This window comes from Mycobacterium sp. pW045, assembly GCF_041287085.1.
Lineage (GTDB): Bacteria > Actinomycetota > Actinomycetes > Mycobacteriales > Mycobacteriaceae > Mycobacterium > Mycobacterium algericum_A.
Map to the genome: position 1 here is coordinate 33,846 of NZ_JBGGKU010000012.1, position 23,674 is coordinate 57,519.

Sequence of the window (23,674 nt, forward strand, 5' to 3'; positions counted from 1 at the left end):
CGCATCGTTGACTAACTCAACACTACGTTGATAACCTGGCGCCATGACTGAACATCTCGATGTTGTGATCGTCGGCGCCGGCATCTCGGGCATCAGCGCGGCCTGGCACCTGCAGAACCGCTGCCCGAACAAGAGCTACGCGATCCTGGAACGCCGCGACGACCTCGGCGGCACCTGGGACCTGTTCAAATACCCGGGCATCCGCTCGGACTCGGACATGTTCACCCTGGGCTTCCGGTTCAAGCCGTGGCGCTCGGCCCACTCGATCGCCGACGGCGCCTCGATCAAGGCCTACATCAAAGAGGCGGCCACCGAGAACGGCATTGACTCCCACATCCGCTACCGCCAGCACGTGGTGGGCGTCGACTGGTCCGACGCCGATAACCGCTGGACCGTGACCGTGGAGAGCGACGGCAAGCAGACTCAGCTGACCTGCTCGTTCCTGTTCGCCTGCAGCGGCTACTACAACTACGACGAGGGCTACTCGCCCAAGTTCGAAGGCGCAGAAGACTACCGCGCTGCCGGGGGCACCATCGTGCACCCGCAGCACTGGCCCGAGGACCTGGACTACGCCGGCAAGCGCATCGTGGTGATCGGCTCCGGCGCCACCGCAGTCACCCTGATCCCGAGCTTGGTCAACGCCGGCGCCGGCCACGTCACCATGCTGCAGCGCTCACCGACCTACATCGGTTCGCTGCCGCTGGTGGACCCGTTCGCCGAGCGGGCCAACAAGCTGCTGCCGGCGTCCGTCGCCCACGTCGCCAACCGCTGGAAGGCGATCGGCTTCAGTACCTTCCAGTACCAGCTGTCCCGCAAGTTTCCGGCCTTCATGCGCAAGACGCTGCTGACCATGGCCAAGCGCCGGCTGCCCGACGGCTATGACGTCGAGAAGCACTTCGGCCCCAGCTACAAGCCGTGGGACCAGCGGTTGTGCCTGGCGCCCAACGGCGACCTGTTCAAGACCATCCGGAGCGGTAAGGCCGACGTCGTCACCGACACCATCGAGCGGTTCACCAAGACCGGCATCAAGCTCAGCTCGGGACAGGAGCTGCCGGCGGACATCATCATCACCGCCACCGGGCTGAACCTGCAGCTGTTCGGCGGGGCCGAGGTGCGGCGCAACGGCGAACCGGTGCCGCTTCACGACACCATGGCCTACAAGGGCCTGATGCTCACGGGCATACCGAACATGGCGTTCACGATCGGTTACACGAACGCGTCCTGGACGTTGAAAGCCGACCTGGTGTCGGAGTTCGTCTGCCGGGTGCTCAACCACATGGATGCGCACGGATTCGACACGGTGGTGCCGGGACAGCCCGGCGCCGACATCGAGGGCCGGCCGCTGATGGACTTCACCCCCGGCTACGTACTTCGGGCGCTGGATTATCTGCCCAAGGCCGGTTCGCGTGCACCGTGGCGGCTCAAGCAGAACTACCTGCTGGATCTGCAGCTGATCCGGCGCGGCAAGGTCGACGACGAGGTACTGCGCTTCACCAAGCACAAGGCTGCGGTCGCGGCCTGAGCCGTCACGGCGCTCGCCCTGCCTCGGGCCAGTAGTAGGAGTCGGGGTAGGGGCGGGCGCCGAACAGCGCGGTCCCGATCCGCACCTCGGTGGCGCCCTCGGCGATCGCCAGCGGAAAGTCGCCGCTCATCCCCATCGACAGCCGCGGCAGCTCGTGACCACGCCCGGCGGCGGCATCGCGTAGCTCGCGAAGCCGGCGGAAACAGCCCCGAACCTCCTCGGGGTCGGGGGTGTTGATGGCCAGTGTCATCAAGCCCCGCACCCGCAGCGTGGGGTAGTCGGCCAGCTCATCGAGGAACGGCAGCAGCTGCGCGGGATCCAGGCCGTACTTGCTCGGCTCCTCGGAGGTCTTGACCTGCACCAGCACATCGATGGCACGGTCCGCGGCGCGTAGCCGCCGGTCCAACGCCGCGGCCAGCCTGGGCCGGTCCAGCGACTGCAGCTCGCTGGCCAACCGCGCCACCATGCCGGCCTTATTGGTCTGCAGATGGCCGATCATCACCCAGTCGATGCCGCAGTCGGCCAGCGGGTCGTACTTGTCCCGGATCTCCTGAACCTTGTTCTCACCGAACCGCTGCAGGCCCAGACCGACGGCTTCCCGGATCAGCTCCGGGCCGAAGGTCTTGCTCACCGGTAGCACCTCGACATCGCTCGGATCACGCCCGGCGTCGCGGCAGGCGTCGTCGACCCGCTCCCGGAGCCGTTCCCAGCGTGACCGCAGGCTGTCGTCCATCGTGGCGCCGGATCTAGACGACGACGATGCCGTCGTCGTCGCTGTAGACGGTCTCGCCCGGTACGAATGCGATACCGCCGAGCTCGACGACGACGTCGCGTTCCCCGGCGCCGGTCTTGGTGCTCTTGCGGGGATTGGTGCCCAATGCCTTGATCCCGATGTCGAGCGTGCGCAGCATCGCGGCGTCACGCACCGCGCCGTGCACGATCAGGCCCGTCCAGCCGTTGCTGCGGGCCAGCTCGGCGATGAGGTCACCGACCAGCGCGGTGTGCAGCGAACCGGCGCCGTCGATCACCAGCACCCCGCCGTCGCCCGGTTCGGACAGCACCGACTTGAGCAGCGCGTTGTCCTCGAAGCAGCGCACGGTGTTGATCCGGCCGGCGAACTCGTTCCGGCCGCCGAGCTGGCGGAACTGCAGGTCGCAGCTGCGTACATCGGCGCCGATGTCGTCGACGAGGTCGGCGGTCGGCCGGAAGGCTGCGTTCACCGGCAGGCTCAGCCGCGGCGCGCGTGCAGCAGCCGGCGGATCAGCAGCAGCCCGAGCAGGCCGAGGACGCCGGCCGCCAATGCCGCACCGGGTGACCGGCTCGACGACGGCACCGAGGGGGTGAGCGGGTTGCGCGCGGCATCCACCGTCGACTTCGCCTGGGCGGCCGTTTCCTTGGCGCCGTCGGCCAGCCGGCCCGAACCGTTGGTGTCGGCGGGCCGGGCCGCCGGTGCGGGAACCGCGCCGGGCGCCTTCTTGGCGGGTGCCTTCTTCGCGGGAGCTTTCTTGGCCGGTGCCTTCTTGGCCGCCTTGGCCGGTGCCTTCTTGGCGGCCTTGCCCGGGGTCTTCTTGGCGGCCTTGGCGGGTGCCTTCTTGGCCGGCGGATCGGCGGGCCGGTCGGCTCCGGCGGGCTGCGCAGGCTCAGGCGGCGTGGCCGGTGCGGCGGGTTCGGCTAGCGGCGGCTGCGCCGGCTCAGCCGGGGCTGCCGGCTCGGTCGGGGTTGCCGGCTCGGGTACAGCGGCGGATTCGTGGTCGGGCTGGCCCTGCGGATCGGTCATACGGCAGCTCCTCTGGCGGGTTCTCGTCTCGGATCAACTCGGCGGCACCGGCAACTTCGCCCATCATGCCAGTATCCGGCGGCGGCCCACCGGCGGACAGCGGTCAGGATCGCGGCCGATTCAGCCACAGACCAGCTGCGACGAGCGCCACCGCCCCGGCAACGAACGGCCAAATCGGCAGGTCATCCCCGGCGTCCGCATCGCGGCGGGGGACCGGCGCCGGCGCGTCGGCGTGGTCGGTGACGGCCGGGCCGGGTTCGCCGTTGCCGGCCACCGTCAGCCGGAACGGCCACGAACCGGACACCACATGACCGTCGGCGGAGGTGACGCGGTAGTTGACGGTGTACGTGCCGGCCGGCCCGAGGGGACGGACCGCGACGCTGGCGACCGCACCGCGAACCTGCGTTTCACCGGTGGACCACAGCCGCCCGTCGGGCCCGACCACGGTCATGGCGGCGAAGGTGGTCTGCAGTTGTTCGTTGAAGGTGGCGCTAACGCGTTCCGGCCCGCGCGTGAGCTCGGCACCGCTGGCCGGGTCCGCCGACACCAGCACTGCGTGCGCGGCGGCCACCCCTGGGACCGCCAGCGGCGGAAACAGCATGATCAGCGCGACCATCCCCGCCAGCGCGCGGCCCCCGAGCCCCCTCATGCCCGGCGCCGGCCCAGTGCGAGGGTGGCGGCCACCGCGGCGACCAGCAGCGCGGCGCCGCCGAGCAGTCGGGCCGGGTTGTCTGCGCGGCCGGCCGTATCGTCCTCGGCCGGGGCGGTCTGCGCCGGTCCGGCCGAGACGGCCGGTGGCGGGTGCTGTGCGTGGTGCTCGGGTGCCGACGCCGGACCGGCCGCCAACTGCAGGGTGGGCACCGGGCGTTCCGCCTCGCCGCCGCCGGGCGGGGGCGGCTGATCCCAGCGCACCACCGTGCCGTCGGCGTACCGCTGCGCGGAGGGGAAGTCCACCGATTCGGCGTCGGGTAGCTTCATCGCGATCCGGAACAGGCCGAACTGATCGGCGCCGATCCCACCGGCGGTGGCCGTCCAGGTGACCGATCGCACCGCTCCGGTCTCGGCATCGCGGTCCAGCCGGGCCGTCCAGCCCGGTTGGGTCTCGGTGCGCGCCGAGGCCACGTCGGGCAGCGTCACGGTGAGTTCGGTGGTGGCAGAACCGGTCGGTGACTCATTGGGGACCTCGAAGGTCACCATTGCGACACCGCCGCGCACGGCGCCCGGGCTGCTGGCGTGCACATGTGCCCAGGCCGGTGCGGCGCCGGCGAACGAGACCACGGCGATCGCCGCCGACAACGCCCACGCGCGGACCCCGGTGCCCGTGCGGCGGTTCCAGCTTCGCCTCTCCTCCGTCGAGCCTCGCTGAACCGCGGTGCTCGTGCGGCGGTTCCAGCTTCGCCTCTCCTCCGTCGAGCCTCGCTGAATCGCGGTGCTCGTGCGGCGGTTCCAGCTTCGCCTCTCCTCCGTCGAGCCTCGCTGAACCGCCGGGCTCATGAGGGCAGCCCCAGTCGCGCCATCAGATCGGCGTCGATGCCGTCGAGCTGGTCGCTGATCGACGCCGAGGCGGCCCGGCGCCGATCGACCGGCATGGTCTCGATGGCGGTCACCGCCGTGGCGAGATCACCCAACCGTTCGGTGATCGCCGCGACGAACTGCCGGGTCTCGGAGTCCTTGGGTTTGCGGTCGGCAACCATGCGCAGTGTCCTTTCCGCTCCGGCGATCCGCGCTGACAACCGGGCTTCGTTTTTTCCTGATCCGGAGAACGCGCCGATGCGCGCCAGTGGCACCCCGAGCCGCTCGGCCCGTTGCTCATCGATCAAGCCCCGGACCGCCATGGCGGCCCGATATACCAGCGGGACAACGATGGGCGCCAGCATCCTGCTCACCGTCAAAGTCCGGCGAATCCGGGCCGGCGACAGCAGCTTGCCCTCGCGGGCCGCCTTGAGCTGACTCTCGGCCGCCTTGAGCGCGGCGCGGTCCCGGTCCCGTTCGGCCTTGAGCTGCGCTTTGAGCGTGCGGGCTTCCGCGCGCTGGGCGGCCTTGAAGCGCTTGGCCTCACCCTTGGCGGCCAGTCGCGCCTCGAGTTTGGCCGCGGCCTTCAGGGCGCGTGCCTCCGCGCGCCGGGTCGCGCGGCTCTTGCGTTTTCTGAACAGACCCATCGCAGCCGCCTCCGGAGTGTCTCGCTGGAACCGATCAAGCCACCCTAATCACGGTGCCGGCCCCTCAGGCGCTGAGGTGCTCCTTGCGGCGCAGCTCATCAATGCGGGCCAGGACATCCTCCTGGGCCTCCGGCGAGAGTCCGACGGCATGGGTGGCGATTCGTCGCACCCCGGCATCACGGAGACTGTCCAGCCACGTCAACTCGGCGTCGAGCTTGGCGTAGTAGTCGTCGTCGGTGAAGAACGCGGGTTTGATCCGGAAGAAATTGGCCAGTGCGGCCATGGTGGCCATCGACGGGTTCGTCCGGTTTCCCGAGCGCAGCTGGGACAGATAGGGAGCCGACATGGTGATGCCTTCCGCCTTGAGCGCCGCGATCACCTCGGCGGACGTGTGCGGTCCCCGGCCGGGGGGATAGACCACATCGAAAAGGCGGTTCAAGCGGACAGCGAAAGTCGCGCTCATCTATAGGACCTCCAAGGGGCGGCAAGTGGTCGACAGGCGCTCGGCGAGGGGGGAGCCGTCACGTCTGATGATTTGCTGATCATCGTAGCCATAGATACCCACACAACCAAGGGTGATTCCGCAGCGAATCCGATCTTGATATTCACCGCACCGTCGCGTGGTGCGTTCGCCGACGGCACCGCCGCCCGCAGCCGGATTTCCGTGGCGTACCAAGCACAAATGCGCCGTCTTGCCCTGCTGTCCCGGCCCGGTAGGGGATCGGTCGACGTTCCTCGGCCCCGGACGCCCGTCCGGCGAAGTGAAGTCAGCACCACGCGCTGACCCGGTGGCGGGATTTGCTACCGGGCCGTGCGTCGGTCGCCGTCGGCGGGTTCGCGTCGCCGCATGACGACCCGCCGAAGCGCCGCCGCGGAGACCACCGCCACCAAGCCGGCCACCGCGCCGACGGCCACCGGACGCCACCCCAGCGCCTCGTCGAGGAGCATCCACAGGCCGAACCCGCCGAACAGCACGCCGGCCGCGCCGTGCAGCAGGGGCTCGGGCAGTTGACGGTGCAACACCGTTCCGACGGCGATCGCGACCGCGTCGGCCAGCACCATGCCCGCCGTGGCACCGAGCCACACCCCCAGCCAGTCGCGGTCACTGGCCAGTGCGACCGTCGCCAACATGGTCTTGTCGCCGAGTTCTGCCAGCAGCACCGAGGACACCACAGCGAACAGCACGAACCGCGGCTCGCGGACGGTGGTGTGCCCGGATGCGGCGCTGGTGCCCTCCCGCCACGTCCATACCCCGAAGCCGATGAACGCCACCCCGGCCACGGCGGCGATGGGGCGGGTCGGCAATGTCAGCCCCAAAAAGTGCCCCACCGCCACCGAGATGCCATGGACCGCGAACGCGGCGATGGCCACACCGCTCAGCACCACCCACCACCGGTGCCGGAGCGCGTAGGTCATGGTGATCAGCTGCGACTTGTCGCCGAGCTCGGCCAGGAACACCACTCCCAGGCTGATCAGCATGGCAGCGAGCATGCGAGAGGGCCTTTCGTCAGCTGCGAGGCTAGTGACTCATCGGCCCGGCCGCCAGCGTCGCCCGGGGTTTCGGCGACCCGGATCCGACGATTCGAAATGCCTTATGCGGCAAGGAGCATGGCCAGAATCGCGGTATCAGGGTGGCTGACCGGGTCGACGCCGACCCGGCTCACCATGGAGGTGACCGTGCCGTCGGATTCGGCTTCGACCCAAGCCGCCCGGTGTTCCAGACCCAGATAGGGCAGCCCGGGCAGCAGCACGCATCCCGATGCCGCGCCCCGGCACTCCGGTAGCGAGGGGATGGTCTCTGAAGGCGGGTGCAACATCAGCAGCGCCGAGGGCTGGCGGTCGGCGAAATACCCCGGTGCGATCGCGGATTCGCCGGCCACGGTGCCTTCGGCCAGCAGCAACCCAACGGTGCCCGGACCCGGATTGTCGGGGAGTTCCTCTCGGGTGCCGAACACCGTTGTGGTGGGCAGCAGTCCGGGCATCGAAGCCACCCGGACCGCGATGCTGAGCAACTGCGCCCATTCCTTGGTCGAATCCGGCCAGCGGCCGAAGACCACGAATCCGTGCAGTTCGCCGTGGGAATGGAACGGGGCGACTTCGATCGCCCGGCCGGACCCTGTCGTCTCCATCGCACACCCTCCGCGACATTTGGCTCGTGTGCTCGCATTTCAGCGGGTGGGTTGCCTGGCAGCATGCGACAGCAGAGGAACGCGCGCAAGCGGACACGGCGACGCGGGCGATAACGAATCGATGAACAAAACGAAGCGGGGGCGCCGCACCAACGGCGCGACGCCCCCAGCTGCGCTGCGGCTAAAAGATCAGACCCGAGGTCTTGGAGGTGGCGGCCGCGAACCGGGACTGGACGTCGGCCCAGTTGACGACGTTCCAGAACGCCTTGACGTAGTCGGCCTTGACGTTCTTGTACTGCAGGTAGAAAGCGTGCTCCCACATGTCGACCTGCAGCAGCGGGATGATGCCCAGCGGCACGTTGGCCTGCTGGTCGTAGAGCTGGAAGGTCAGCAGTTTGCCGCCGAGGGTGTCGTAACCCAGCACCGCCCAGCCCGAGCCCTGCAGACCGTTGGCGGCCGCGGTGAACTGCGCGCGGAACTTGTCGAACGACCCGAAGGCATCATCGATGGCCGCGGCCAGTTCACCGGTGGGCTTGTCACCGCCGTTGGGGGACAGGTTCTTCCACCAGATCGAGTGGTTGACGTGCCCGCCGAGGTGGAACGCCAGGTTCTTCTCGTTCAAAAAGATCGAGCCGTGGTCGTCCTTGGCGCGGGCTTCGGCGAGCTTCTCCAGGGCACTGTTGGCGCCGGAGACGTAGGCGGCGTGGTGCTTGCTGTGGTGCAATTCGTTGATCTGGCCCGAGATGTGCGGCTCAAGGGCTCCGTAATCCCAGTCCAAGTCCGGCAAGGTGTAGTCGGCCACGGGGTTCCTTCCTTCGATCGGTACTGATCCGGTGTCGATCACCGTTGATCATTGTCGACTTGCGTTGACGCTCTGGCGGCACCCCACCGCCTACCGCGGTCGCGATGTGGTGGGACCACCTCGATCAACACTGCTCCAACGGCGGGAGTACTGCAACAATGGGCCGCGCGGCGATGCCGGGAACAGCGCTCAGATCAGAACGATCGCCAGCAGGACGGTCAACAACACCAGTGCGATCACGCCCGCGCGCAGCGACGCCAGTAGGTAGCCGCGCTTGTAGGTGGGCGATCCAGCGTGCCAGCCGGTCGCCGTGGCGACCGGCCCGGGTCCGACCGGACGTGCCGTCATTCCCCTGCCCTCGACATTCCTCTGCCCCCATGTTCACGGTGCGCCCCAACCCGTGAGACGCATCACAACGGTTCTGTGACGGTGATCATAGCGTCTCGGTATGCCGGTGGAAAAATCTGCCCGGTACAACCCGTCTCGCCTGCAGCGATGCGCCCAGGCGGCGAGCGGTCGGCCGGCGCCGGCAGCTGCTTAGTTAATCGAGGGATTTCGCTCGGAGCTGTTAATCAGCTCACATCGGCGGCCCCACCTTATCCACAGTGGGCCGTTCGTAGAGGCGCAAAAAGCACCTCATCGGGCGTGTCTACCCCCGGCCCGCGTGTGGATAAACCTGTGGAAACTGTGGATAGCTCGGTGTAGCTGGGAGGGGTGCACGGCCGGGCTGGGCGACCCGCGGCGGCCGGCACCGTCGGCCTTGCGATCGCCGCTACGCTGGTGCGGTGATCCAGGTGTGCTCCCGCTGCGGCACGCGGTGGAACGTGCGCGATCGGCGGCGGGCGTGGTGCCCGCGCTGCAACGGCGCGCTGTGGGCGCCGCTGTCACCGGCGCAGGAGGCGGAGTTGCAGTGGGCCCAGCCCGGGCCCCCGGCGCCGTCCGAGCAGTCGGTGGCGCCTTCCGAGTCGCCGCCCCGGCTGGGCACGGGCTACCGCTGGATCGCGGTACGGCCGGGCCCGCCGCCCCCACAGCGTCGTCGACGGCGACCGCTGGGCCCCACCCCGCGTTACCCGGTGATGCCGCGCTGGACTCTGATGGGTGCGCCGACTCCGACTGTGGCACAGCACAAACCGCAGGGGCGGGTGGCACCGCCGACGCGATCGTTGGAGAAGGCGCTGGGCGGCGCGATCGCCGCGCTGGGCATCGCCGCGCTGGTGCATGCGCTGATCTACGTGCTGATGATCGTCAACCGCACCAGGTTGCTGCACCCAGTGATCGCCGAGGGCGCGGTGTGGTTGGGCAGGCTGGCCGGTCTCGCCGCGATCGCGGCGGTCGTCCACTGCGCTCTGGTGCTGACCCGCTGGCTGCTGGCGCGCCGGGAGGCGGCGTTCGCCCGGCTGCAGCTGCCCGAGTCGCGCCCGGCCTGGGCGCTGTGGGCCGGCTGCCTGGTGCCGCTGGTCAACCTGGCCTGGGCCCCGGTCTACGTGCTGGAGCTGGCCGGGCGGGAGGACCGGCTGGCCCGGCTGCGCAAACCGGTCGTTCTCTGGTGGGTGGTGTGGGCGGTGGCCACCGCCGCGGCGCTGTTCGCCACGGCCACCAGCTGGGCCGACGACGCGCAGGGTATCGCCGACAACATGGTGGCCACGGTGGTCGCCTATCTGCTCGGCCTGGCCGCGGTGGTGGCGGCGGCCCGGGTGGTCGAGGGATTCGAGCAGCGGTCGATGGGCCGGCCCGCCCACCACTGGGTGGTAGTGCCCGATGGTCAGGATCCGGCGCCGTCGGGACGCGCGGCGCAGGGCGGCCCGCCAGCGGAGCCGGAAACCGCTGCGACACCGGCCGTCGCTGTCGGGTCCGGTGGGCGGGAACCGGCAGCATAAGCCCATGGCAGCGGCCGACGATGTGGTGGCGGAGCATCCCTTCGTGGTCGCGCACCGGGGCGCTTCGTTCGATCGTCCGGAACACACGCTGGCCGCGTACGATCTGGCGCTGCAGGAGGGAGCCGACGGCGTCGAATGCGATGTGCGGCTGACTCGCGACGGTCATCTGGTCTGCGTGCACGACCGGCGGGTGAATCGGACGTCCACCGGCGCCGGTTTGGTCAGTGAGATGACGCTGGCGCAATTGCAGAACTTCGACTACGGGGCCTGGCACGACGGCCGCCCGGACGGGTCTCTCGAGGCCGCGACCCCCCGGGGTGCCGGTCTGCTCACGCTCGAGGCGCTGGTGGCGATGGTCCTGGACTGGCACCGGCCGGTGAAGATCTTCATCGAGACCAAGCATCCGGTGCGTTACGGCGCGTTGGTCGAACGCGAGCTCCTGGTCCTGCTGGACCGATTCGGGATCGCCTCGCCGGCCTCGGCGACCCGTTCCCGCGCGGTGGTCATGTCGTTCTCGGCGGCGGCGGTGTGGCGGGTTCGGCGGGCGGCGCCGATGCTGCCGACGGTGCTGCTGGGTTCGGCGGCCCGGTACCTGCGCGGCGGCGCCGCGACCACGGTCGGGGCCACCGCCATCGGCCCGTCCATCGCGACGCTGCGCGAGAACCCGGAGTTGGTGGACCATGCGGCGGCGCGTGGTCGCTCGTTGTACTGCTGGACCGTCGATCGCGACGAGGACGTCGACTTCTGCCGGGATGTCGGCGTCGCATGGATCGCCACGAATCAGCCCGCCCGAACCAAGGCGCGGTTGCGGGCGGGCTGATCAGCGGGGGGCGGAGACGGTTACCCGCCGGCGGCCCGCGGCGCGCCGGCCTCCGGCGCCACGGTGCCGATCTCGCGGGCGATGAAGTTCTCCAGGTCGAACAGGTTGTGCCCGGCGCGGTCGGCGACCCGCAGCAACCGGGTCATCACGGCGACCTCCTCGACCTGCTCACGCAGGAACCACTGCATGAACTGCTCGCCGAGGTGGTCACCTTCGTCACGGGCGGCACTGGTCAGCCTGCTGATCTGTTCGGTGACGGTGCGCTCTTGGTCGAGCACGAGGGCGAGCGCGTCGCGGGGGGCGTCGAAGCGGTTGCGCACCGCGTCCGTGCCCGGGATCTCGACGTTGACGGCGCGGTCGAGCAGGTACTGCACCATCATCATCGCGTGACGGCGTTCCTCGACGGCCTGGGCATAAAAGAACTTCGCCAATTGCGGGAAATCCCCACCGTCAAAATATACGGCGACGGCGACGTATTGCTGCGCGGCGGTGAATTCGTGGTAGATCTGCTCCTGGAGCAGCGCGTGGAATTTCGACGTGTGGTTATCAATCTCGGACATGAATCCGATAATACCGAGGTCAGACCCGGTTTGCATCCAAGGTACACCTTACTCAGGGCAGCTTTGCCTAAGTAAAGATAGGATTGCCTGATATCACGTTAGCGGCTGCCGATAATTTCGAATGTACTTCAATTATCGGCTCCCATTGTCGGCGGTGCGTCACGGCTCAACTCATCGAATAGCCGTGCGGCCTGCTGGTGGTCCCACACCACCACCTCGCCGGCCTCGGTATAAGTGAACTCGCCGACGGGAACGGTCAGCATCGTGGTGGGACCGCGCAGCGCCCAGCCGAGTGCGGCCAGGTCCAGGACGCCGGCGCCGGCGTCGACGGTCATCGCGTGCACGGCGGCGTTCGGCACGGTGTACCAGCGCAGTGGGTTGAGCCAGACGGTCGGGTCGGTGACGCGGGCCAGCAGCGCGGACAGAAACAGTCGCTGGTGGTCCATCCGGTCCAGGTCGGCGCGCGGTGTGGCGCGGCTGCGCACGTAGCCCAGTGCGGCCTCGCCGGCCAGCTTTTGGCAGCCGGCCGGCAGGTTCAGCCCGGCCAGCGGGTCGTCGATCGGCTCGTCCGGGCACAGCACGACCCCGCCCAGGGCGTCGACGAGCGTGGCGAAGCCGCCGAACCCGATCTCGATGTAGTGGTCCAGCCGCAGGCCGGTGGTCTGCTCGACGGTGCGGGCCAGCAGCGGTGCTCCCCCCAGCGCGAACGCGGCGTTGATCTTGTCGTAGCCATAGCCGGGAATGGGCACATACGAGTCGCGCGGGATGGACACCACCGTGGTGGGCGTGGAACCCGTCGCCGGTAGGTGGATGAGCAGCATCGTGTCGGTGCGGCCGTTGCCGACGTCGCCGCCGGTGGTCAACTGCTGCTGCTGTGCGGCGCTGAGTTCGGCACGACTGTCGGAACCGACGAGCAGCCAGGTGGTACCGCGGCCTTGCTCCGGACGGTCGGGGTAGCCGGTGAACACCGCGGCACGTTGCAGCGCGGTGTCGAGCCAGGCGGCGCCGCCGACCAGGCCGGCGATGCCGAGCAGCACCACCAGCATGGCGAGCACGGCCAGCCGCCGCGGCCACGAGCGCCGTCGTCGGCGTGCCGGCCGGGGTGGTGCCGGCGGCTGTCGCGTCACCGGCGGCGCCGGACGCTGGGGCGGTGCCGCGCGCTGTGGTGCCGGGCGCTGGGGTGCCGCACGAAGCGGTGCCGGAGGCCCGGGCGGGGGGTGGCGGTGCAGCAGCGGCGGCGGCTCGCGCGGTGGCGGGGGCGGCGGTTGCCGCTGCCAGGACCGCCCCGGCCCGCCGGGTCTGCGATCGCCGTTCACCAGGCCAATCTACGCACTCGGGATCTGCGCGGCGGCCCTCGCCGTCGCGTGGCGGCTACACGAAAAAACGCCCCCGAATGGGTGACAAACACCATTGGCGAGGGCCGGTCCGCGCCCGGACGATGGTTTTACCCACCCGTCGATGCCGACCCGGATCGACGACAGCCCGCCGACCACGAAAGGACCGCGAGCTGAACGGATCGGCATCGAGCCCGGTGTGTCGATCCTTCCCGATTCCTGCTGGCCCGGAGCTGATTCCGCCTCCGGTTGGTGACGGCCGCTTTCACGCCGAGCGCGACGGCAGCGAACACATCCGATATGGACGGAAGGAAACACCCCGGTGCCCGATGAAAGCACTGGCGAGCAACGCACCGACTCGCCTGCCACCGCCAAACTGCGCATCCGCCAGGTCTATGACAGCGAGACGAAATTGTCCTGGGTCCTGGCTGGTTTGGCGGGGCTGCTGGGTGCTACGGCGTTCACCCACTCCGCCGGCTACTTCGTCACCTTCATGACCGGCAACGCGCAGCGCGCGGTGATGGGCTACTACGCCGAGGACGACTGGGCCGCGTCATCGCCCTGGCTCGCGCTCTCGGCGGCGTTGCTGCTGGTGGCCTTCGTGGCGGGCGTGATCAGCGCGTCGCTGTGCCGGCGCTACTTCTGGCCGACCCGACCGCATTCCACCACGGTATTGACTACGCTGGCACTGGTACTCGCCACGCTGCTGGACGGGTTCCTGCTCGGCGGACCGGAGCTTCCGCTGCCATTCTTCCCGATCGTCCTGATGACGTTCGGCATCGGCGCGTTGAACGCAACCTTCATCGACAAGAAGGGCGAGGTGTCGATCCCGCTGAGTTATGTGACCGGCACGCTGGTGAAGATGGGCCAGGGCATCGCGCGGCACCTCCTCGGCGTCGACGAGATCACCGCCTGGCTGGGCTACTTTCTGCTGTTCGGGTTTTTCGTGCTCGGCGCCGGGATCGGTGGGGCTATCGGGATGGTCGCCGGTGGTACCTACATGCTGGCGATCGCCAGCCTGATCTGCGCGCTGACCACCGTGTACACCTTTTTCTACGCCGACCGTCGTCAGCTGTTCCAATAAGTCGCACCCAAACTCGGGCCTCACGTTTTCTCAGGTGGCGTTAGCGCTATTCCCATCAACTTGTTATGTTGAACGCGCCCGTTTCGGCCACCATCGCGGAAAGAGGTCTACCCAGGATGACTCGCGAGCCCAGGCCGAAGCGGAATCGTCGGGTTGTCGGTCTGGGTACCGCAGCGGGGGCCTTGCTGGCGTTCGGCGTGACAGCCCCGGCCGCGGTACCGGTCGCCTCCGCCGAGAGCTTCGACGACGCGTTCGAGCTGGCATCGGCGCCGTTGATCGGTGAGGCCACCGGCGGGACGGACTGGGCCGCGGTCTTCGATCCGGCGTCGTGGGAGGCGTTCTTCGGGCAGCCGGACTTCGATGGGCTGCTGCCCGGCGCGGCAGCCGCGGAGCCGAGCCTGTTCGCCCCGGACCTGACGGCGTTGATGCACGACTGGGTCTACACCCCGCTGTACACCGGTATCGATGGCTTGGTCAGCAGCGCCTGGATGGCGCCGGTCGTCGACGGGCTGAACCAGCTCAGTGCAGCGTTCGGGCTGGGTCTGATGATCGGCGACGGCACGGCCGGCACGGCGGAGTCCGCCGCCGGTGGTGCGGGCGGCTGGTTGTTCGGTGACGGCGGGGCCGGCTGGGACAACAGCGCGGCCAACGGCGTCGGTGGCGCAGGTGGTGCGGCCGGGTTCTTCGGCAACGGCGGCGCCGGCGGCGCCGGGGGCGAGGGCGGCGCCGGTGGTGTCGGCGGGGCCGGCGGCTGGTACATGGGTGTCGGGGGCGCCGGCGGCTCCGGTGGCGACGGGCTGATCGGTGGCAACGGCGGCGACGGTGGTCTGGGCAGAGGATGGGCGCTGGGCGTCGGCGGGGTCGGTGGCGACGGCGGCGACGGCACCCACATCGGCGGCAACGGCGGCGACGGCGGCAACGGCTCGATCTGGTTCGGCGGCGGCGGCGACGGCGGCAACGCCGGCAACGGCGTCTACCACGGGCCGGGCGATCTGCCCGGCCTGGGCGGGGCCGGTGGCCTCGCCGGAGCGCTGGGCACCCACGGCGCGGTCGGCAACTTCGGCACGCTGGACGGCGCCCCGGCGCGGGGCCCGGCCGAACTGGCCACCGCCGGTAACTGGATCGTCGACCAGGACGGCCGGGTGGTCATCCTGCAGGGTGTCAACCAGGTGTACAAGTCGCCGCCACTCTCGCCCGGCGGCAACGGCTTCGGCGACGACGACGCGGCGTTCCTGGCCGCCAACGGCTTCACCGCGGTGCGGCTGGGGGTCTACTGGTCGGAGATCGAGCCGCAGCCCGGGGAGTACAACTGGGCCTACCTCGACTCGGTGAAGGAGACCATCGAGACGCTCAAGGCGCACGGCATCGTCAGCGTCATCGATATGCACCAGGACCTCTACAACGTGCAGATCGGTGGCCACGGCGCACCGGACTGGGCGACGCTATTCAACCCGGGCGACAACGACGCCAGCCAGCCGTTCCCGTTCGCCTACGCCCTCAACCCCGCGCAGAACCAGGCTTGGGATGCCTTCTGGGCCAACGAGAAAGTCGACGGCGTCGGGCTGCTGAACCATTACTCCCGGATGTGGCAGCAGGTCGCCGACCACCTGGGCGGTACGCCGGGCGTCGCCGGCTACGAGATCATGAACGAGCCGTGGCCCGGTACCCCGTGGCTGGGCAGCTTCCTCGGCAACGCCCACTTCGACCGCGAGACGCTGACCCCGTTCTACGACCAGGTGACCTCGGCGATCCGGTCGGTCGACCCGAACACCACGGTGTACTACGAGCCGAATGTGCTGTTCGGCAACGCAACCGCGGTGACCAACATCGGCCCCGTCGACGACGACAACACCGTGTTCGCGTTCCACGACTACTGCATCTTCGACGCCCTGGGCGGTGGCGGCGCGTTCGGCTGCTCGCTGTGGGACGGGATGATGATGAGCGGCGCCCAGCACTACATCGACCGCTACGACGTCCCGGGAATGGTCACCGAGTTCGGCGCCACCCGCAACCTCGACACCATCGCCAGTCAGCTGAACTCGATCGACCCGCACAAGTTCGGCTGGCTGTACTGGGGCTACACCAACGAGGCGGGCTCGCTGGTGCACGACACCAACCTGCCGCCGGTCGGCGACAACGTCGACGAGGCCGTGGTGGCGACGCTGGCCCAGCCGTACCCGCAGGTGATCGCCGGCGTTCCGAACAGCTGGTCGTTCACCGGCGGCGTCTTCTCGTTCAGCTACTCCACGGCGATGGCCGACGGCTCGGGCAGCTTCGGCGCCGGGTCGGAGACTCGGATCTCGATCCCGGAGATCCAGTTCCCGGACGGCTACCAGGTCAGCGTCACCGGCGGCGAGGTGGTGTCGGCGGACAACGCCTCGGTGCTGGTGATCGAATCGGTCGCCGGGGCCGGCACCATCACCGTCACCGTCAGCCCCGCCGCCGCCGGGTAGCGAAGTATCAGTGCAGCCAGCCCAGCTGATCAGCGAACAGCGAGTACCCGACGAAGGCGACGGTGTCGATCAGGCCGTGGGCCAGGACCAGCGGCCACAGCCGGCCGGTGCGCTGCCAGGCGTAGCCGAACACCAGACCCATCGCGACGTTGCCCAGCCCCGCGCCGAACCCCTGATAGAGGTGATAGGCGCCGCGCAGTAGCGCCGACCCGGCCAGCGCCACCGCCGGGGGCACCCGCAGCTGCCGCAGCCGGGTCAGCAGGTAGCCGACGACGATCACCTCTTCGGCGAAGCCGTTGGCGAAAGCGATCACGATCAGCATGGGGGCGCGCCACCAGGTGTCGTCGACCGCCGCGGGGATGACGTCGGCGTTGAGACCCAGCGTCCGCGCCAGCAGATACAGGCCCACTCCGGGCAGCCCGATCAGGGCGGCCAGCCCGAGGGCGCCGGCCAGATCAGTGCGGCGGGGCAACCGGTCCAGCCCGATACACCCCGGCCGGTAGCCGCTGCGCCACAACAGATACAGCGCCAGGGCACCCCAGGCGAACAGCTGTGCGGCCCAGGCCGCGTTGAGGCCGAAGTCGATGAAGTCGAAGTACGACCGGCGCGGGTTCAGCGGGATCCGCTGGGCGCTGAGGTCGCGCAGCACCGCGTCGGTGAGTTGCAGAATCGCGGTGACGGCGCTGAGCCCGAAGGTGACCGCCAGCACCACGGCGACTTCCAGGCGCAGTGCGCGTCGCTGGTCCGCCGGCTCGGTCACCCCGACACGGTATAACCGCTGGATCGATGGCGGGAACCTGCTTCGCGCCGCTTCGCCGCGCTCGCAATCCCCGCTACGGGCGACGGGGCTGCAGTCCGTTGAGGAACGGGCAGCCCAGCAGTGCGCGCACCGCCCGGTTCAGGCTCAGTACGTCCTCGACCGGCCGCGGGAAGCTCAGCCGCACGTCGTGGTCACCATCGGCGGCCTCCACTCGCAGCCACATCCCGTGGCGGTCCACCGCGAGCGGGCGGGGCCGGCCGCGGCGCAGTTGCGGCGGCAACTTGGTGGTGGCCAGCCGGGCGATCAGTTCGGGGTGCGCCGAATCCAGGTGCTGCAGCCAGTGCGCCTCGATCGCGCAGAACGGGTCGGGGCGGGCCGCCAGCAGCTCATCGACGGCGACCGCCTCGGCCCCCGTGGCATCGGCCAGCACCGCCGAGTCCGGGGTGAGCCGCAGCAGCGCGTAGCTGACGTCGGTGGGGGCCGCGGGCTCGGAGGGCCGGGCCGTCGAACGCGGGGAGATCACCTGCAGCAGCGCCGGGTTGGGGTTGACCGCGGCGATGCGGTCGAGCAGGGCGGGGATCTCGGGCTCGGGGACGGTCACCAGTCGGCCGCGAATCCACGCCAGCGCGCGGACCCGTTCGCGCAGCCGTAGCGGTGCGTGGTCGGTCAGCTCCAGCATCGCCGCCACCCCGGTGGCGGCAGCCTCGGCGACCGGATCGCCGACGGGAACCGCCACCACCATGGACCCGTCCGGCAACAGCTGGCACACCGGTGCGTTGACCGGCGCGGCGCCGGCGGAGTCGGCGATCGCCAGCAGTGCCTGGCCGCGGACGCAGGCGCTGCGGATCCGCTCCGCGGACGTCGGGACGGTTACCGCTGTGGTGGTGGCCATCGATCACCCTTTCCGTAAGTGAGGTAAGCCTAACTTAATTAACCGTCGGGTCCGGCGCAACCGTTTCGTGGATTCCTGCGTAGCGCCGCGCCCGGGAGCGGCCGCCCCGAATCGCCGCGGCCGATAGGGTTGAGCGGTGACCCGCATCAGCTATCTCGGCCCGGCGGGGACCTTCACCGAAGCGGCGCTGCTCGCGTTGACCGGCGCCGGATTGGTTCCCGGCTGTGGCCATCACGACCATCGCGCCGTGCCGGCCGAGACCACCCCGGCCGCGCTGGACGCGGTGCGTACCGGCGCCACCGAGTACGCCTGCGTGCCGATCGAGAATTCGATCGAGGGCGGTGTGACGCCCACCCTGGATGGCCTCGCGGTCGGCTCGCCGCTGCAGATTTTCGCCGAGACCACCCTCGAAGTCGCGTTCTCGATCGTGGTGGCGCCGGGGCGGGCGCCCGCCGACATCCGCACGGTGGCCGCCCACCCGGTGGCCGGCTCCCAGGTGCGGCGCTGGTTGGCCGAGCACCTCCGGCAGGCCAACATCGTGCCGGCGAACTCCAATGCCGCTGCCGCGCAACAGGTCTGCGACGGAGAGGCAGATGCCGGCGTGAGTACCGCGCTGGCCGCGCAGCAGCGCGGGCTGGTCACGCTGGCCGACGGTGTCATCGACGAGCCCAACGCGCGGACCCGCTTCGTGCTGGTGGGCACGCCCGCACCGCCGCCGCGACGCACCGGCGCCGACCGGACATCGGTGGTGCTGCGGCTGGACAACGCGCCCGGCGCCCTGGCTGCCGCGCTGACCGAATTCGGCAGCCGCGGAATCGATCTGACCCGGATCGAGTCGCGTCCGACGCGCACCGAGCTGGGCACCTACCGGTTCTTCCTGGACGCGGTGGGCCACATCGACGATCCCGCCGTCGAGGCGGCGCTGCAGGCGCTGCGTGGCAGCTGCGCCGACGTGCGGTACCTGGGCTCCTGGCCCGCCGGGCGGTGCGACGGAGTGGAGGCGAAGACATGAGCGGCCGGCTGGTGCTGCTGCGGCACGGTCAGTCCTACGGCAACGTCGACCGTCGGCTCGACACCCGCCCGCCCGGGTCCGAGCTGACGCCGTTGGGCCGGGATCAGGCCCGGGCGTTCGCCGGCAACGGTCTGCACCGTCCCGCGCTGGTCGCCCATTCGGTGGCGCTGCGCGCTGCCCAGACCGCCGTCGAGGTCAGTGGACCTTTCGGCGTGACCGCCCGCGCCATCGAAGGAATTCACGAGGTGCAGGCCGGTCATCTGGAGAACCGCAACGACGACGACGCGATCGCCGAGTTCAACGCGATCTATCAACGCTGGCACAGCGGGGAGACCGGCGTCGCGTTGCCCGGCGGCGAGACCGCCGAGCAGGTGCTGGACCGGTACCTGCCCGTCGTCACCGAGCTGCGGATGCGTTACCTCGACGACGACGACTGGACCGGAGACATCGTCGTGGTCAGCCATGGCGCGGCGATCCGGCTGGCGGCCGCCACGCTGGCGGGTGTGGACCGCAGCTTCGCGCTGGATCACCACCTCGACAACGCCGAGGCGGTGGTGCTGTCGCCGATCACCGACGGCCGGTGGAGCTGTGTGCAGTGGGGCTCACTGACGCCGCCGTTCTATCCCGAACCCGATGCCGACCCGGTCGGCGACGCGCTGCGCTCCGACACCGACCCGATGGGCTAGGCGATCGCAAGCGCGGCGGAGCTTGCGGAGCCGGGCGCCTGGGGGCACCTCCCGCTTGCGGGGGAGGGTCGCCGCGTTGGGTCAGATCGCCAGCGCGTGGACCTCGGCGCAGCGGCAGCCGACCGCCTCGCAGTCGACCGCGAACGAATGCGCCATCAGCTCGCCGGGGCAGCCGTCCTCGGTGCACTCGGCGGTGTACAGCACGTGGTGGATGAGCGTGCCGTGGCAGTGCTCCAGCCCCGCCCGGCAGGCTCGGCAGTGGTCATCCATGGGTCGTTCATAGCACTGCCTGCCGACAGCATCGTTCTGCCGCGCCGCGGCCCCGCTGTTCAACCCCAGCCGAGTTCGTGCAGCCGGTCGTCGTCGATGCCGAAGTGGTGGGCGATCTCGTGGATCACGGTGATCCGCACCTCCTCGACGACCTCGTCATCGGAGCCGCACATCTCCAGCAGCGCGTCCCGGTAGATCGTGATGGTGTCCGGCAGCGACCCGGCGTAACTGGAGTCCCGCTCGGTCAGCGCCACCCCTTCGTAGAGCCCGAGCAGGTCGGGCTCCTCGGCGTTGCGGCCCTCCACCAGGATGACGACATTGTCGAAGGCGGCGGCCAGCTCGGCGGGAATCAGATCCAGCGCGTCGGAGACGAGGTCGTCGAACCGGCGCGGGTCCATCTGCACACTCACCGCGGCTGGCTACCGGCGGGCAATTGGTTCAGCCGCTCCGCGGGAATCGACGGCGGCGGCACCGGGGGCTGGCCGTTGATCAGCAGCGGTCCGCGGGCACTGTTGATCAGGGCCGCCCAGCCGCCGTTGCCCAGCGTGGCGCCGAGGCTGCACGCCACCTCGCGGCTGCCCGCCGACCAGCTGGGCAGGGAGATGGTGGCGTAGGTCAGCGTCAGCGTCGTGTCGCGCAACTGCACCGGCGCCAGGAAGGCATCGGTGAGCCGGGTGCAGGTCTCCTTGATGAACGCGTCCTGCTCGGGTTCGGGAGGCAGGCCGTCGGGGAACCGCTCCGCCAGATTGACGGTGCCGGTGACCTCTTTGGTGTGGGGTGCGGCGCAGTCCACCGGAACGTCGTTGGGCTGGTTGGTGGCCGGGTCGATGCCCAGGCAGGTGCCCGGCGGCCAGATCTTGGACTGGTCGATGTCGGCGACCTTGCCGGTGAAGGCGATCTGCTGGCCGCCCACGCCGGGAAGCTGCAGGCCACACAGCATTCGGCGCTCACCATGCTGGCGCCAGGCCCGCTCGCCGGCCCACAGCATGCTGGCGACGAACTTGCTGTGCGGGTCGAACTTCGGGCCGAGGTAGCGGCGCACCGAGGACTCGCACTGCTCCTGGGTGATCTGCTCGATGCGGGCCGTGGACGGTGGCGGGGCCTCCGGGCCGTACTCGGCGCCGGGGAACATCTTCATGTCCACCGGCCCGGCGACCTCGAACTTGTGCTCCTCGGCACAGCTGACCACCGTCGCGCCGTCCAGGTCGTCCTCCGGCCAGTTCAGGCAGTCGCCGGCTACCGCGCGGTCGATCGCCTCATTGCCCTTGCCGATACCCATCCCCAGCCCGGGCCCGGGGCCCTTGCCGCTCGCACCGGATGGCGGCTCGGCCCTCAACTGGCCGAGCAGCCCGCCGTGCCCCTCGTCCAGCACCGGAACCACGGTGACCAGCCCGGCGATCAGCAGCCCGCCCAGCGCGGTCAACAGCAGGGTGCGGCGGGTTGCGGTCGCCTGCAGCGTGCGCCGCCACGACACCCGCTTGGCGGGTGGATTTTCCTGGTCGGCTGCCTTCGACATCCGGTCCATTCTGACAGGCAGACAGCCGCACGTGACAAATGATGCGAAAGTGATGGCCGCGGACCGGGCTGGCCCTGGTTGTAGGGTTGCGCCGTGATCGACCTGACCCTGCTGCGTGAAGACCCCGACCGTGTCCGCCGCTCCCAGCTGGGCCGTGGCGAGGATCCGGCCCTGGTGGACGCCCTGCTGGCCGCCGACACCGCACGGCGCACCGCAATCTCGGCGGCCGACACCATGCGCGCCGAACAGAAGGCGGCCAGCCGGTCGGTCGGCGCGGCGTCGCCCGAGGAGCGTCCGGTGTTGCTGGCCCGGGCCAAGGAGCTGGCCGAGCAGGTCAAGGCCGCCGAAGCCGCCCAGGCCGAGGCGGAGGCGACGTTCACCGGAGCGCACATGGCGATTCCCAACGTCGTCATCGACGGGGTGCCCGCCGGCGGGGTGGACGACTACACGGTGCTCGACGTGGTCGGTGAGCCGCCGGCGATCGACAACCCGCGCGACCATCTGGAGCTCGGTGAGGCGCTGGGCTTGATCGACATGGGCCGCGGCGCCAAGGTGTCCGGGTCACGGTTCTACTTCCTGACCGGCGCGGGGGCACTGCTGCAGCTGGGCCTGCTGCAGTTGGCGCTGCGGCTGGCGGTCGAGAACGGTTTCACGCCGATGATCACCCCCGCGCTGGTGCGGCCCGAGATCATGTCCGGCACCGGGTTTCTCGGTGCGCACGCCGAGGAGGTGTACCGGCTCGAGGCCGATGACCTCTACCTGGTCGGCACCTCCGAGGTGCCGCTGGCCGGCTACCACGCCGACGAGATCCTGGATCTGTCCGGTGGGCCGCTGCGCTACGCGGGGTGGTCGTCGTGTTTTCGCCGGGAGGCCGGCAGCTACGGCAAGGACACCCGCGGCATCATCCGGGTGCACCAGTTCGACAAAGTCGAGGCGTTCGTCTACTGCCGGCCCGCCGAGGCCGAGGCCGAACACGATCGGTTGCTCGGCTGGCAGCGCGAAATGCTGGCCCGCATCGAGGTGCCCTACCGGGTGATCGACGTCGCCGCCGGCGATCTCGGCTCGTCGGCCGCGCGCAAGTTCGACTGCGAGGCCTGGGTGCCGTCGCAGGGCACCTATCGGGAGCTGACCTCGACGTCGAATTGCACGACCTTCCAGGCGCGCCGGCTGGCCACCCGCTACCGCGACGACAACGGCAAGCCGCAGACCGCGGCGACGTTGAACGGCACGCTGGCCACCACTCGGTGGTTGGTCGCGATCCTGGAGAACCACCAGCGGCCCGACGGCAGCGTGCGGGTGCCGGCGGCACTGGTGCCCTATGTCGGTGCCGAGCTGCTCGAGCCGGCGCGCCAGCGATAGCGCGGGTTCAGCCGATAGCGGCCGACGCTCAGCCGGTGAACAGTCGGCGGGAGCAGTCCAGCAGCATCCGGTGGAGCTCGTCGTTGGGGATGTCGGCCACCGTGGGATCGGCGGCCGCGCCGAGAATCCCGGGCAGCAGGACGGCGATCGTGACGAGGGTGGCCGGAGCGGGATCCGGCCCGGCCAGGATCGCCTGCAGCCGGCGCGAGGCGTCGCGGAACTCCCCGATGGCCTCGACGACCCCCGCGACGGCGGGGTCGGCGTGGACCAGGGCGGTGGTGCGGCGGTGCCGGACGGCCAGTTCGATGAGGCCGCTGATGGTGGCCTCGCGCTGCACCTGCGGGGACGGGATCGCCTCGGCGATCTTGACGACCCGGGCGATGTCCTCGAACACCGGCCGGAAGACGGCGACGACGATGTCGTCCTTGGAGTGGAACTGGTAATAGACCGCCGACTTGTTCACGCCGAGCCGGTCGGCGATCATCTGCAATGTCGTGCCGCTCACCCCATGCTCGGTGAACAGTGCCTGTGCGGCGTCGAGCACCCGGTCCCGCGCGAAACGCCGCGGCGCCACCGTCTTCGTCACCGCAATACCTCCCGGCCCGCCGGGCCATCGCCTGCGCGAGCCACAGTGAGCCACATCGCATAGTGGAACTAACTGA

The 23,674-nt window shown here is 69.9% G+C and carries 27 protein-coding genes; 8 read left to right on the plus strand and 19 right to left on the minus strand.

Translation table 11 applies throughout. The features are described from left to right. Positions 1–43 precede the first annotated feature (43 nt). Positions 44–1,522, plus strand: a complete 1,479-nt coding sequence (locus tag ACAG20_RS18325) for a flavin-containing monooxygenase (RefSeq protein WP_370493590.1) — start codon at positions 44–46, stop codon at positions 1,520–1,522. A gap of 4 nt (positions 1,523–1,526) precedes the next feature. Here ACAG20_RS18325 and ACAG20_RS18330 read toward each other — a convergent pair whose 3' ends face one another. From ACAG20_RS18330 to ACAG20_RS18380, 11 genes are all read right to left on the minus strand, one after another. Beyond that, complete coding sequence (locus ACAG20_RS18330; RefSeq protein ID WP_370493591.1) at positions 1,527–2,255, minus strand: YggS family pyridoxal phosphate-dependent enzyme; 729 nt, start codon at positions 2,253–2,255, stop codon at positions 1,527–1,529. Between the two features lie 13 nt (positions 2,256–2,268). After that, positions 2,269–2,742, minus strand: coding sequence for a ribonuclease E activity regulator RraA (gene rraA / locus ACAG20_RS18335; RefSeq protein WP_112689331.1), 474 nt, complete (start codon positions 2,740–2,742; stop codon positions 2,269–2,271). Between the two features lie 8 nt (positions 2,743–2,750). After that, complete coding sequence (locus tag ACAG20_RS18340; protein WP_370493592.1) at positions 2,751–3,299, minus strand: hypothetical protein; 549 nt, start codon at positions 3,297–3,299, stop codon at positions 2,751–2,753. Between the two features lie 103 nt (positions 3,300–3,402). After that, positions 3,403–3,948 carry a copper resistance protein CopC gene (locus tag ACAG20_RS18345; protein ID WP_370493593.1) on the minus strand — a complete coding sequence of 182 codons (546 nt, stop codon included), beginning with the start codon at positions 3,946–3,948 and terminating at the stop codon, positions 3,403–3,405. Further along, positions 3,945–4,577, minus strand: a complete 633-nt coding sequence (locus ACAG20_RS18350; RefSeq protein WP_370493594.1) for a YcnI family protein — start codon at positions 4,575–4,577, stop codon at positions 3,945–3,947. Before ACAG20_RS18350 ends, ACAG20_RS18345 begins: the two co-directional genes overlap by 4 nt. Positions 4,578–4,789: 212 nt before the next feature. Further along, a complete protein-coding gene (locus tag ACAG20_RS18355) occupies positions 4,790–5,458 on the minus strand; it encodes a DUF6474 family protein (protein ID WP_370493595.1) in 669 nt (222 codons plus the stop codon). A 64-nt stretch (positions 5,459–5,522) separates the two neighbouring features. Continuing rightward, on the minus strand, positions 5,523–5,921 hold the full coding sequence (locus ACAG20_RS18360) for a helix-turn-helix transcriptional regulator (protein ID WP_112689297.1): 399 nt from the start codon (positions 5,919–5,921) through the stop codon (positions 5,523–5,525). A 338-nt stretch (positions 5,922–6,259) separates the two neighbouring features. Next, positions 6,260–6,949: a TMEM165/GDT1 family protein gene (locus tag ACAG20_RS18365; protein ID WP_370493596.1), complete on the minus strand. Its 690-nt coding sequence runs from the start codon at positions 6,947–6,949 to the stop codon at positions 6,260–6,262. Positions 6,950–7,050: 101 nt separating this feature from the next. Then, the gene (locus ACAG20_RS18370) at positions 7,051–7,587 is read right to left on the minus strand and encodes a peptidase (RefSeq protein WP_112689293.1); all 537 of its coding nucleotides are present in this window, start codon (positions 7,585–7,587) and stop codon (positions 7,051–7,053) included. 181 nt (positions 7,588–7,768) lie between these two features. Then, entirely contained in the window at positions 7,769–8,389 is a 621-nt protein-coding gene (locus ACAG20_RS18375) for a superoxide dismutase (RefSeq protein ID WP_112689291.1), read from the minus strand. A gap of 189 nt (positions 8,390–8,578) precedes the next feature. After that, a complete protein-coding gene (locus ACAG20_RS18380) occupies positions 8,579–8,737 on the minus strand; it encodes a hypothetical protein (protein ID WP_165825120.1) in 159 nt (52 codons plus the stop codon). Between the two features lie 437 nt (positions 8,738–9,174). Between ACAG20_RS18380 and ACAG20_RS18385 the strand changes: the two genes are divergently transcribed. Both ACAG20_RS18385 and ACAG20_RS18390 read left to right on the plus strand, forming a co-directional pair. Next, a complete protein-coding gene (locus tag ACAG20_RS18385) occupies positions 9,175–10,266 on the plus strand; it encodes a DUF4328 domain-containing protein (RefSeq protein WP_370493597.1) in 1,092 nt (363 codons plus the stop codon). A gap of 4 nt (positions 10,267–10,270) precedes the next feature. Beyond that, a complete protein-coding gene (locus tag ACAG20_RS18390; RefSeq protein WP_112689437.1) occupies positions 10,271–11,086 on the plus strand; it encodes a glycerophosphodiester phosphodiesterase in 816 nt (271 codons plus the stop codon). A gap of 20 nt (positions 11,087–11,106) precedes the next feature. Here ACAG20_RS18390 and ACAG20_RS18395 read toward each other — a convergent pair whose 3' ends face one another. Together ACAG20_RS18395 and ACAG20_RS18400 are read right to left on the minus strand one after the other, a co-directional pair. Further along, a complete protein-coding gene (locus ACAG20_RS18395; protein ID WP_112689435.1) occupies positions 11,107–11,646 on the minus strand; it encodes a ferritin in 540 nt (179 codons plus the stop codon). Between the two features lie 128 nt (positions 11,647–11,774). Beyond that, entirely contained in the window at positions 11,775–12,962 is a 1,188-nt protein-coding gene (locus ACAG20_RS18400) for an LCP family protein (protein ID WP_370493598.1), read from the minus strand. A 400-nt stretch (positions 12,963–13,362) separates the two neighbouring features. On the opposite strand from ACAG20_RS18400, the gene ACAG20_RS18405 reads away from it, so the two are divergent. Together ACAG20_RS18405 and ACAG20_RS18410 are read left to right on the plus strand one after the other, a co-directional pair. Continuing rightward, a complete protein-coding gene (locus ACAG20_RS18405; RefSeq protein WP_370493656.1) occupies positions 13,363–14,064 on the plus strand; it encodes a DUF1275 family protein in 702 nt (233 codons plus the stop codon). Positions 14,065–14,261: 197 nt separating this feature from the next. Then, positions 14,262–16,517: a cellulase family glycosylhydrolase gene (locus ACAG20_RS18410; RefSeq protein ID WP_370493599.1), complete on the plus strand. Its 2,256-nt coding sequence runs from the start codon at positions 14,262–14,264 to the stop codon at positions 16,515–16,517. A gap of 7 nt (positions 16,518–16,524) precedes the next feature. On the opposite strand, the gene ACAG20_RS18415 is transcribed toward ACAG20_RS18410, so the two are convergent. Continuing rightward, the gene (locus ACAG20_RS18415) at positions 16,525–17,277 is read right to left on the minus strand and encodes a CPBP family intramembrane glutamic endopeptidase (RefSeq protein WP_112686061.1); all 753 of its coding nucleotides are present in this window, start codon (positions 17,275–17,277) and stop codon (positions 16,525–16,527) included. Between the two features lie 73 nt (positions 17,278–17,350). Then, on the minus strand, positions 17,351–18,169 hold the full coding sequence (locus tag ACAG20_RS18420) for a DUF2470 domain-containing protein (RefSeq protein WP_370493600.1): 819 nt from the start codon (positions 18,167–18,169) through the stop codon (positions 17,351–17,353). Positions 18,170–18,305: 136 nt separating this feature from the next. On the opposite strand from ACAG20_RS18420, the gene pheA reads away from it, so the two are divergent. Continuing rightward, positions 18,306–19,181, plus strand: a complete 876-nt coding sequence (pheA, locus tag ACAG20_RS18425) for a prephenate dehydratase (protein ID WP_370493601.1) — start codon at positions 18,306–18,308, stop codon at positions 19,179–19,181. Beyond that, on the plus strand, positions 19,178–19,867 hold the full coding sequence (locus ACAG20_RS18430; RefSeq protein ID WP_370493602.1) for a histidine phosphatase family protein: 690 nt from the start codon (positions 19,178–19,180) through the stop codon (positions 19,865–19,867). The genes pheA and ACAG20_RS18430 overlap by 4 nt, the downstream gene beginning before the upstream one ends. Before the next feature lie 81 nt (positions 19,868–19,948). On the opposite strand, the gene ACAG20_RS18435 is transcribed toward ACAG20_RS18430, so the two are convergent. The 3 genes from ACAG20_RS18435 to ACAG20_RS18445 are packed head-to-tail and all read right to left on the minus strand — an operon-like array spanning position 19,949 to position 21,653. After that, positions 19,949–20,137, minus strand: coding sequence for a hypothetical protein (locus tag ACAG20_RS18435; RefSeq protein WP_370493603.1), 189 nt, complete (start codon positions 20,135–20,137; stop codon positions 19,949–19,951). A 59-nt stretch (positions 20,138–20,196) separates the two neighbouring features. Beyond that, a complete protein-coding gene (locus ACAG20_RS18440; RefSeq protein WP_370493604.1) occupies positions 20,197–20,547 on the minus strand; it encodes a metallopeptidase family protein in 351 nt (116 codons plus the stop codon). Further along, the gene (locus ACAG20_RS18445) at positions 20,544–21,653 is read right to left on the minus strand and encodes a septum formation family protein (RefSeq protein ID WP_370493605.1); all 1,110 of its coding nucleotides are present in this window, start codon (positions 21,651–21,653) and stop codon (positions 20,544–20,546) included. Before ACAG20_RS18445 ends, ACAG20_RS18440 begins: the two co-directional genes overlap by 4 nt. 93 nt (positions 21,654–21,746) lie before the next feature. On the opposite strand from ACAG20_RS18445, the gene serS reads away from it, so the two are divergent. Continuing rightward, positions 21,747–23,012, plus strand: a complete 1,266-nt coding sequence (serS, locus tag ACAG20_RS18450; protein WP_370493606.1) for a serine--tRNA ligase — start codon at positions 21,747–21,749, stop codon at positions 23,010–23,012. Between the two features lie 28 nt (positions 23,013–23,040). Here serS and ACAG20_RS18455 read toward each other — a convergent pair whose 3' ends face one another. Beyond that, positions 23,041–23,598, minus strand: coding sequence for a TetR/AcrR family transcriptional regulator (locus ACAG20_RS18455; protein ID WP_370493607.1), 558 nt, complete (start codon positions 23,596–23,598; stop codon positions 23,041–23,043). Positions 23,599–23,674 lie beyond the last annotated feature (76 nt).

Coding starts and splice junctions, on each gene's coding strand:
- ACAG20_RS18325 (WP_370493590.1), top strand. CDS start 44: ATGACTGAACATCTCGATGTTGTGATCGTCGGCGCCGGCATCTCGGGC.
- ACAG20_RS18330 (WP_370493591.1), bottom strand. CDS start 2,255: ATGGACGACAGCCTGCGGTCACGCTGGGAACGGCTCCGGGAGCGGGTC.
- ACAG20_RS18340 (WP_370493592.1), bottom strand. CDS start 3,299: ATGACCGATCCGCAGGGCCAGCCCGACCACGAATCCGCCGCTGTACCC.
- ACAG20_RS18345 (WP_370493593.1), bottom strand. CDS start 3,948: ATGAGGGGGCTCGGGGGCCGCGCGCTGGCGGGGATGGTCGCGCTGATC.
- ACAG20_RS18355 (WP_370493595.1), bottom strand. CDS start 5,458: ATGGGTCTGTTCAGAAAACGCAAGAGCCGCGCGACCCGGCGCGCGGAG.
- ACAG20_RS18360 (WP_112689297.1), bottom strand. CDS start 5,921: ATGAGCGCGACTTTCGCTGTCCGCTTGAACCGCCTTTTCGATGTGGTC.
- ACAG20_RS18365 (WP_370493596.1), bottom strand. CDS start 6,949: ATGCTCGCTGCCATGCTGATCAGCCTGGGAGTGGTGTTCCTGGCCGAG.
- ACAG20_RS18370 (WP_112689293.1), bottom strand. CDS start 7,587: ATGGAGACGACAGGGTCCGGCCGGGCGATCGAAGTCGCCCCGTTCCAT.
- ACAG20_RS18380 (WP_165825120.1), bottom strand. CDS start 8,737: ATGACGGCACGTCCGGTCGGACCCGGGCCGGTCGCCACGGCGACCGGC.
- ACAG20_RS18390 (WP_112689437.1), top strand. CDS start 10,271: ATGGCAGCGGCCGACGATGTGGTGGCGGAGCATCCCTTCGTGGTCGCG.
- ACAG20_RS18395 (WP_112689435.1), bottom strand. CDS start 11,646: ATGTCCGAGATTGATAACCACACGTCGAAATTCCACGCGCTGCTCCAG.
- ACAG20_RS18420 (WP_370493600.1), bottom strand. CDS start 18,169: ATGGCCACCACCACAGCGGTAACCGTCCCGACGTCCGCGGAGCGGATC.
- ACAG20_RS18430 (WP_370493602.1), top strand. CDS start 19,178: ATGAGCGGCCGGCTGGTGCTGCTGCGGCACGGTCAGTCCTACGGCAAC.
- ACAG20_RS18435 (WP_370493603.1), bottom strand. CDS start 20,137: ATGGATGACCACTGCCGAGCCTGCCGGGCGGGGCTGGAGCACTGCCAC.
- ACAG20_RS18445 (WP_370493605.1), bottom strand. CDS start 21,653: ATGTCGAAGGCAGCCGACCAGGAAAATCCACCCGCCAAGCGGGTGTCG.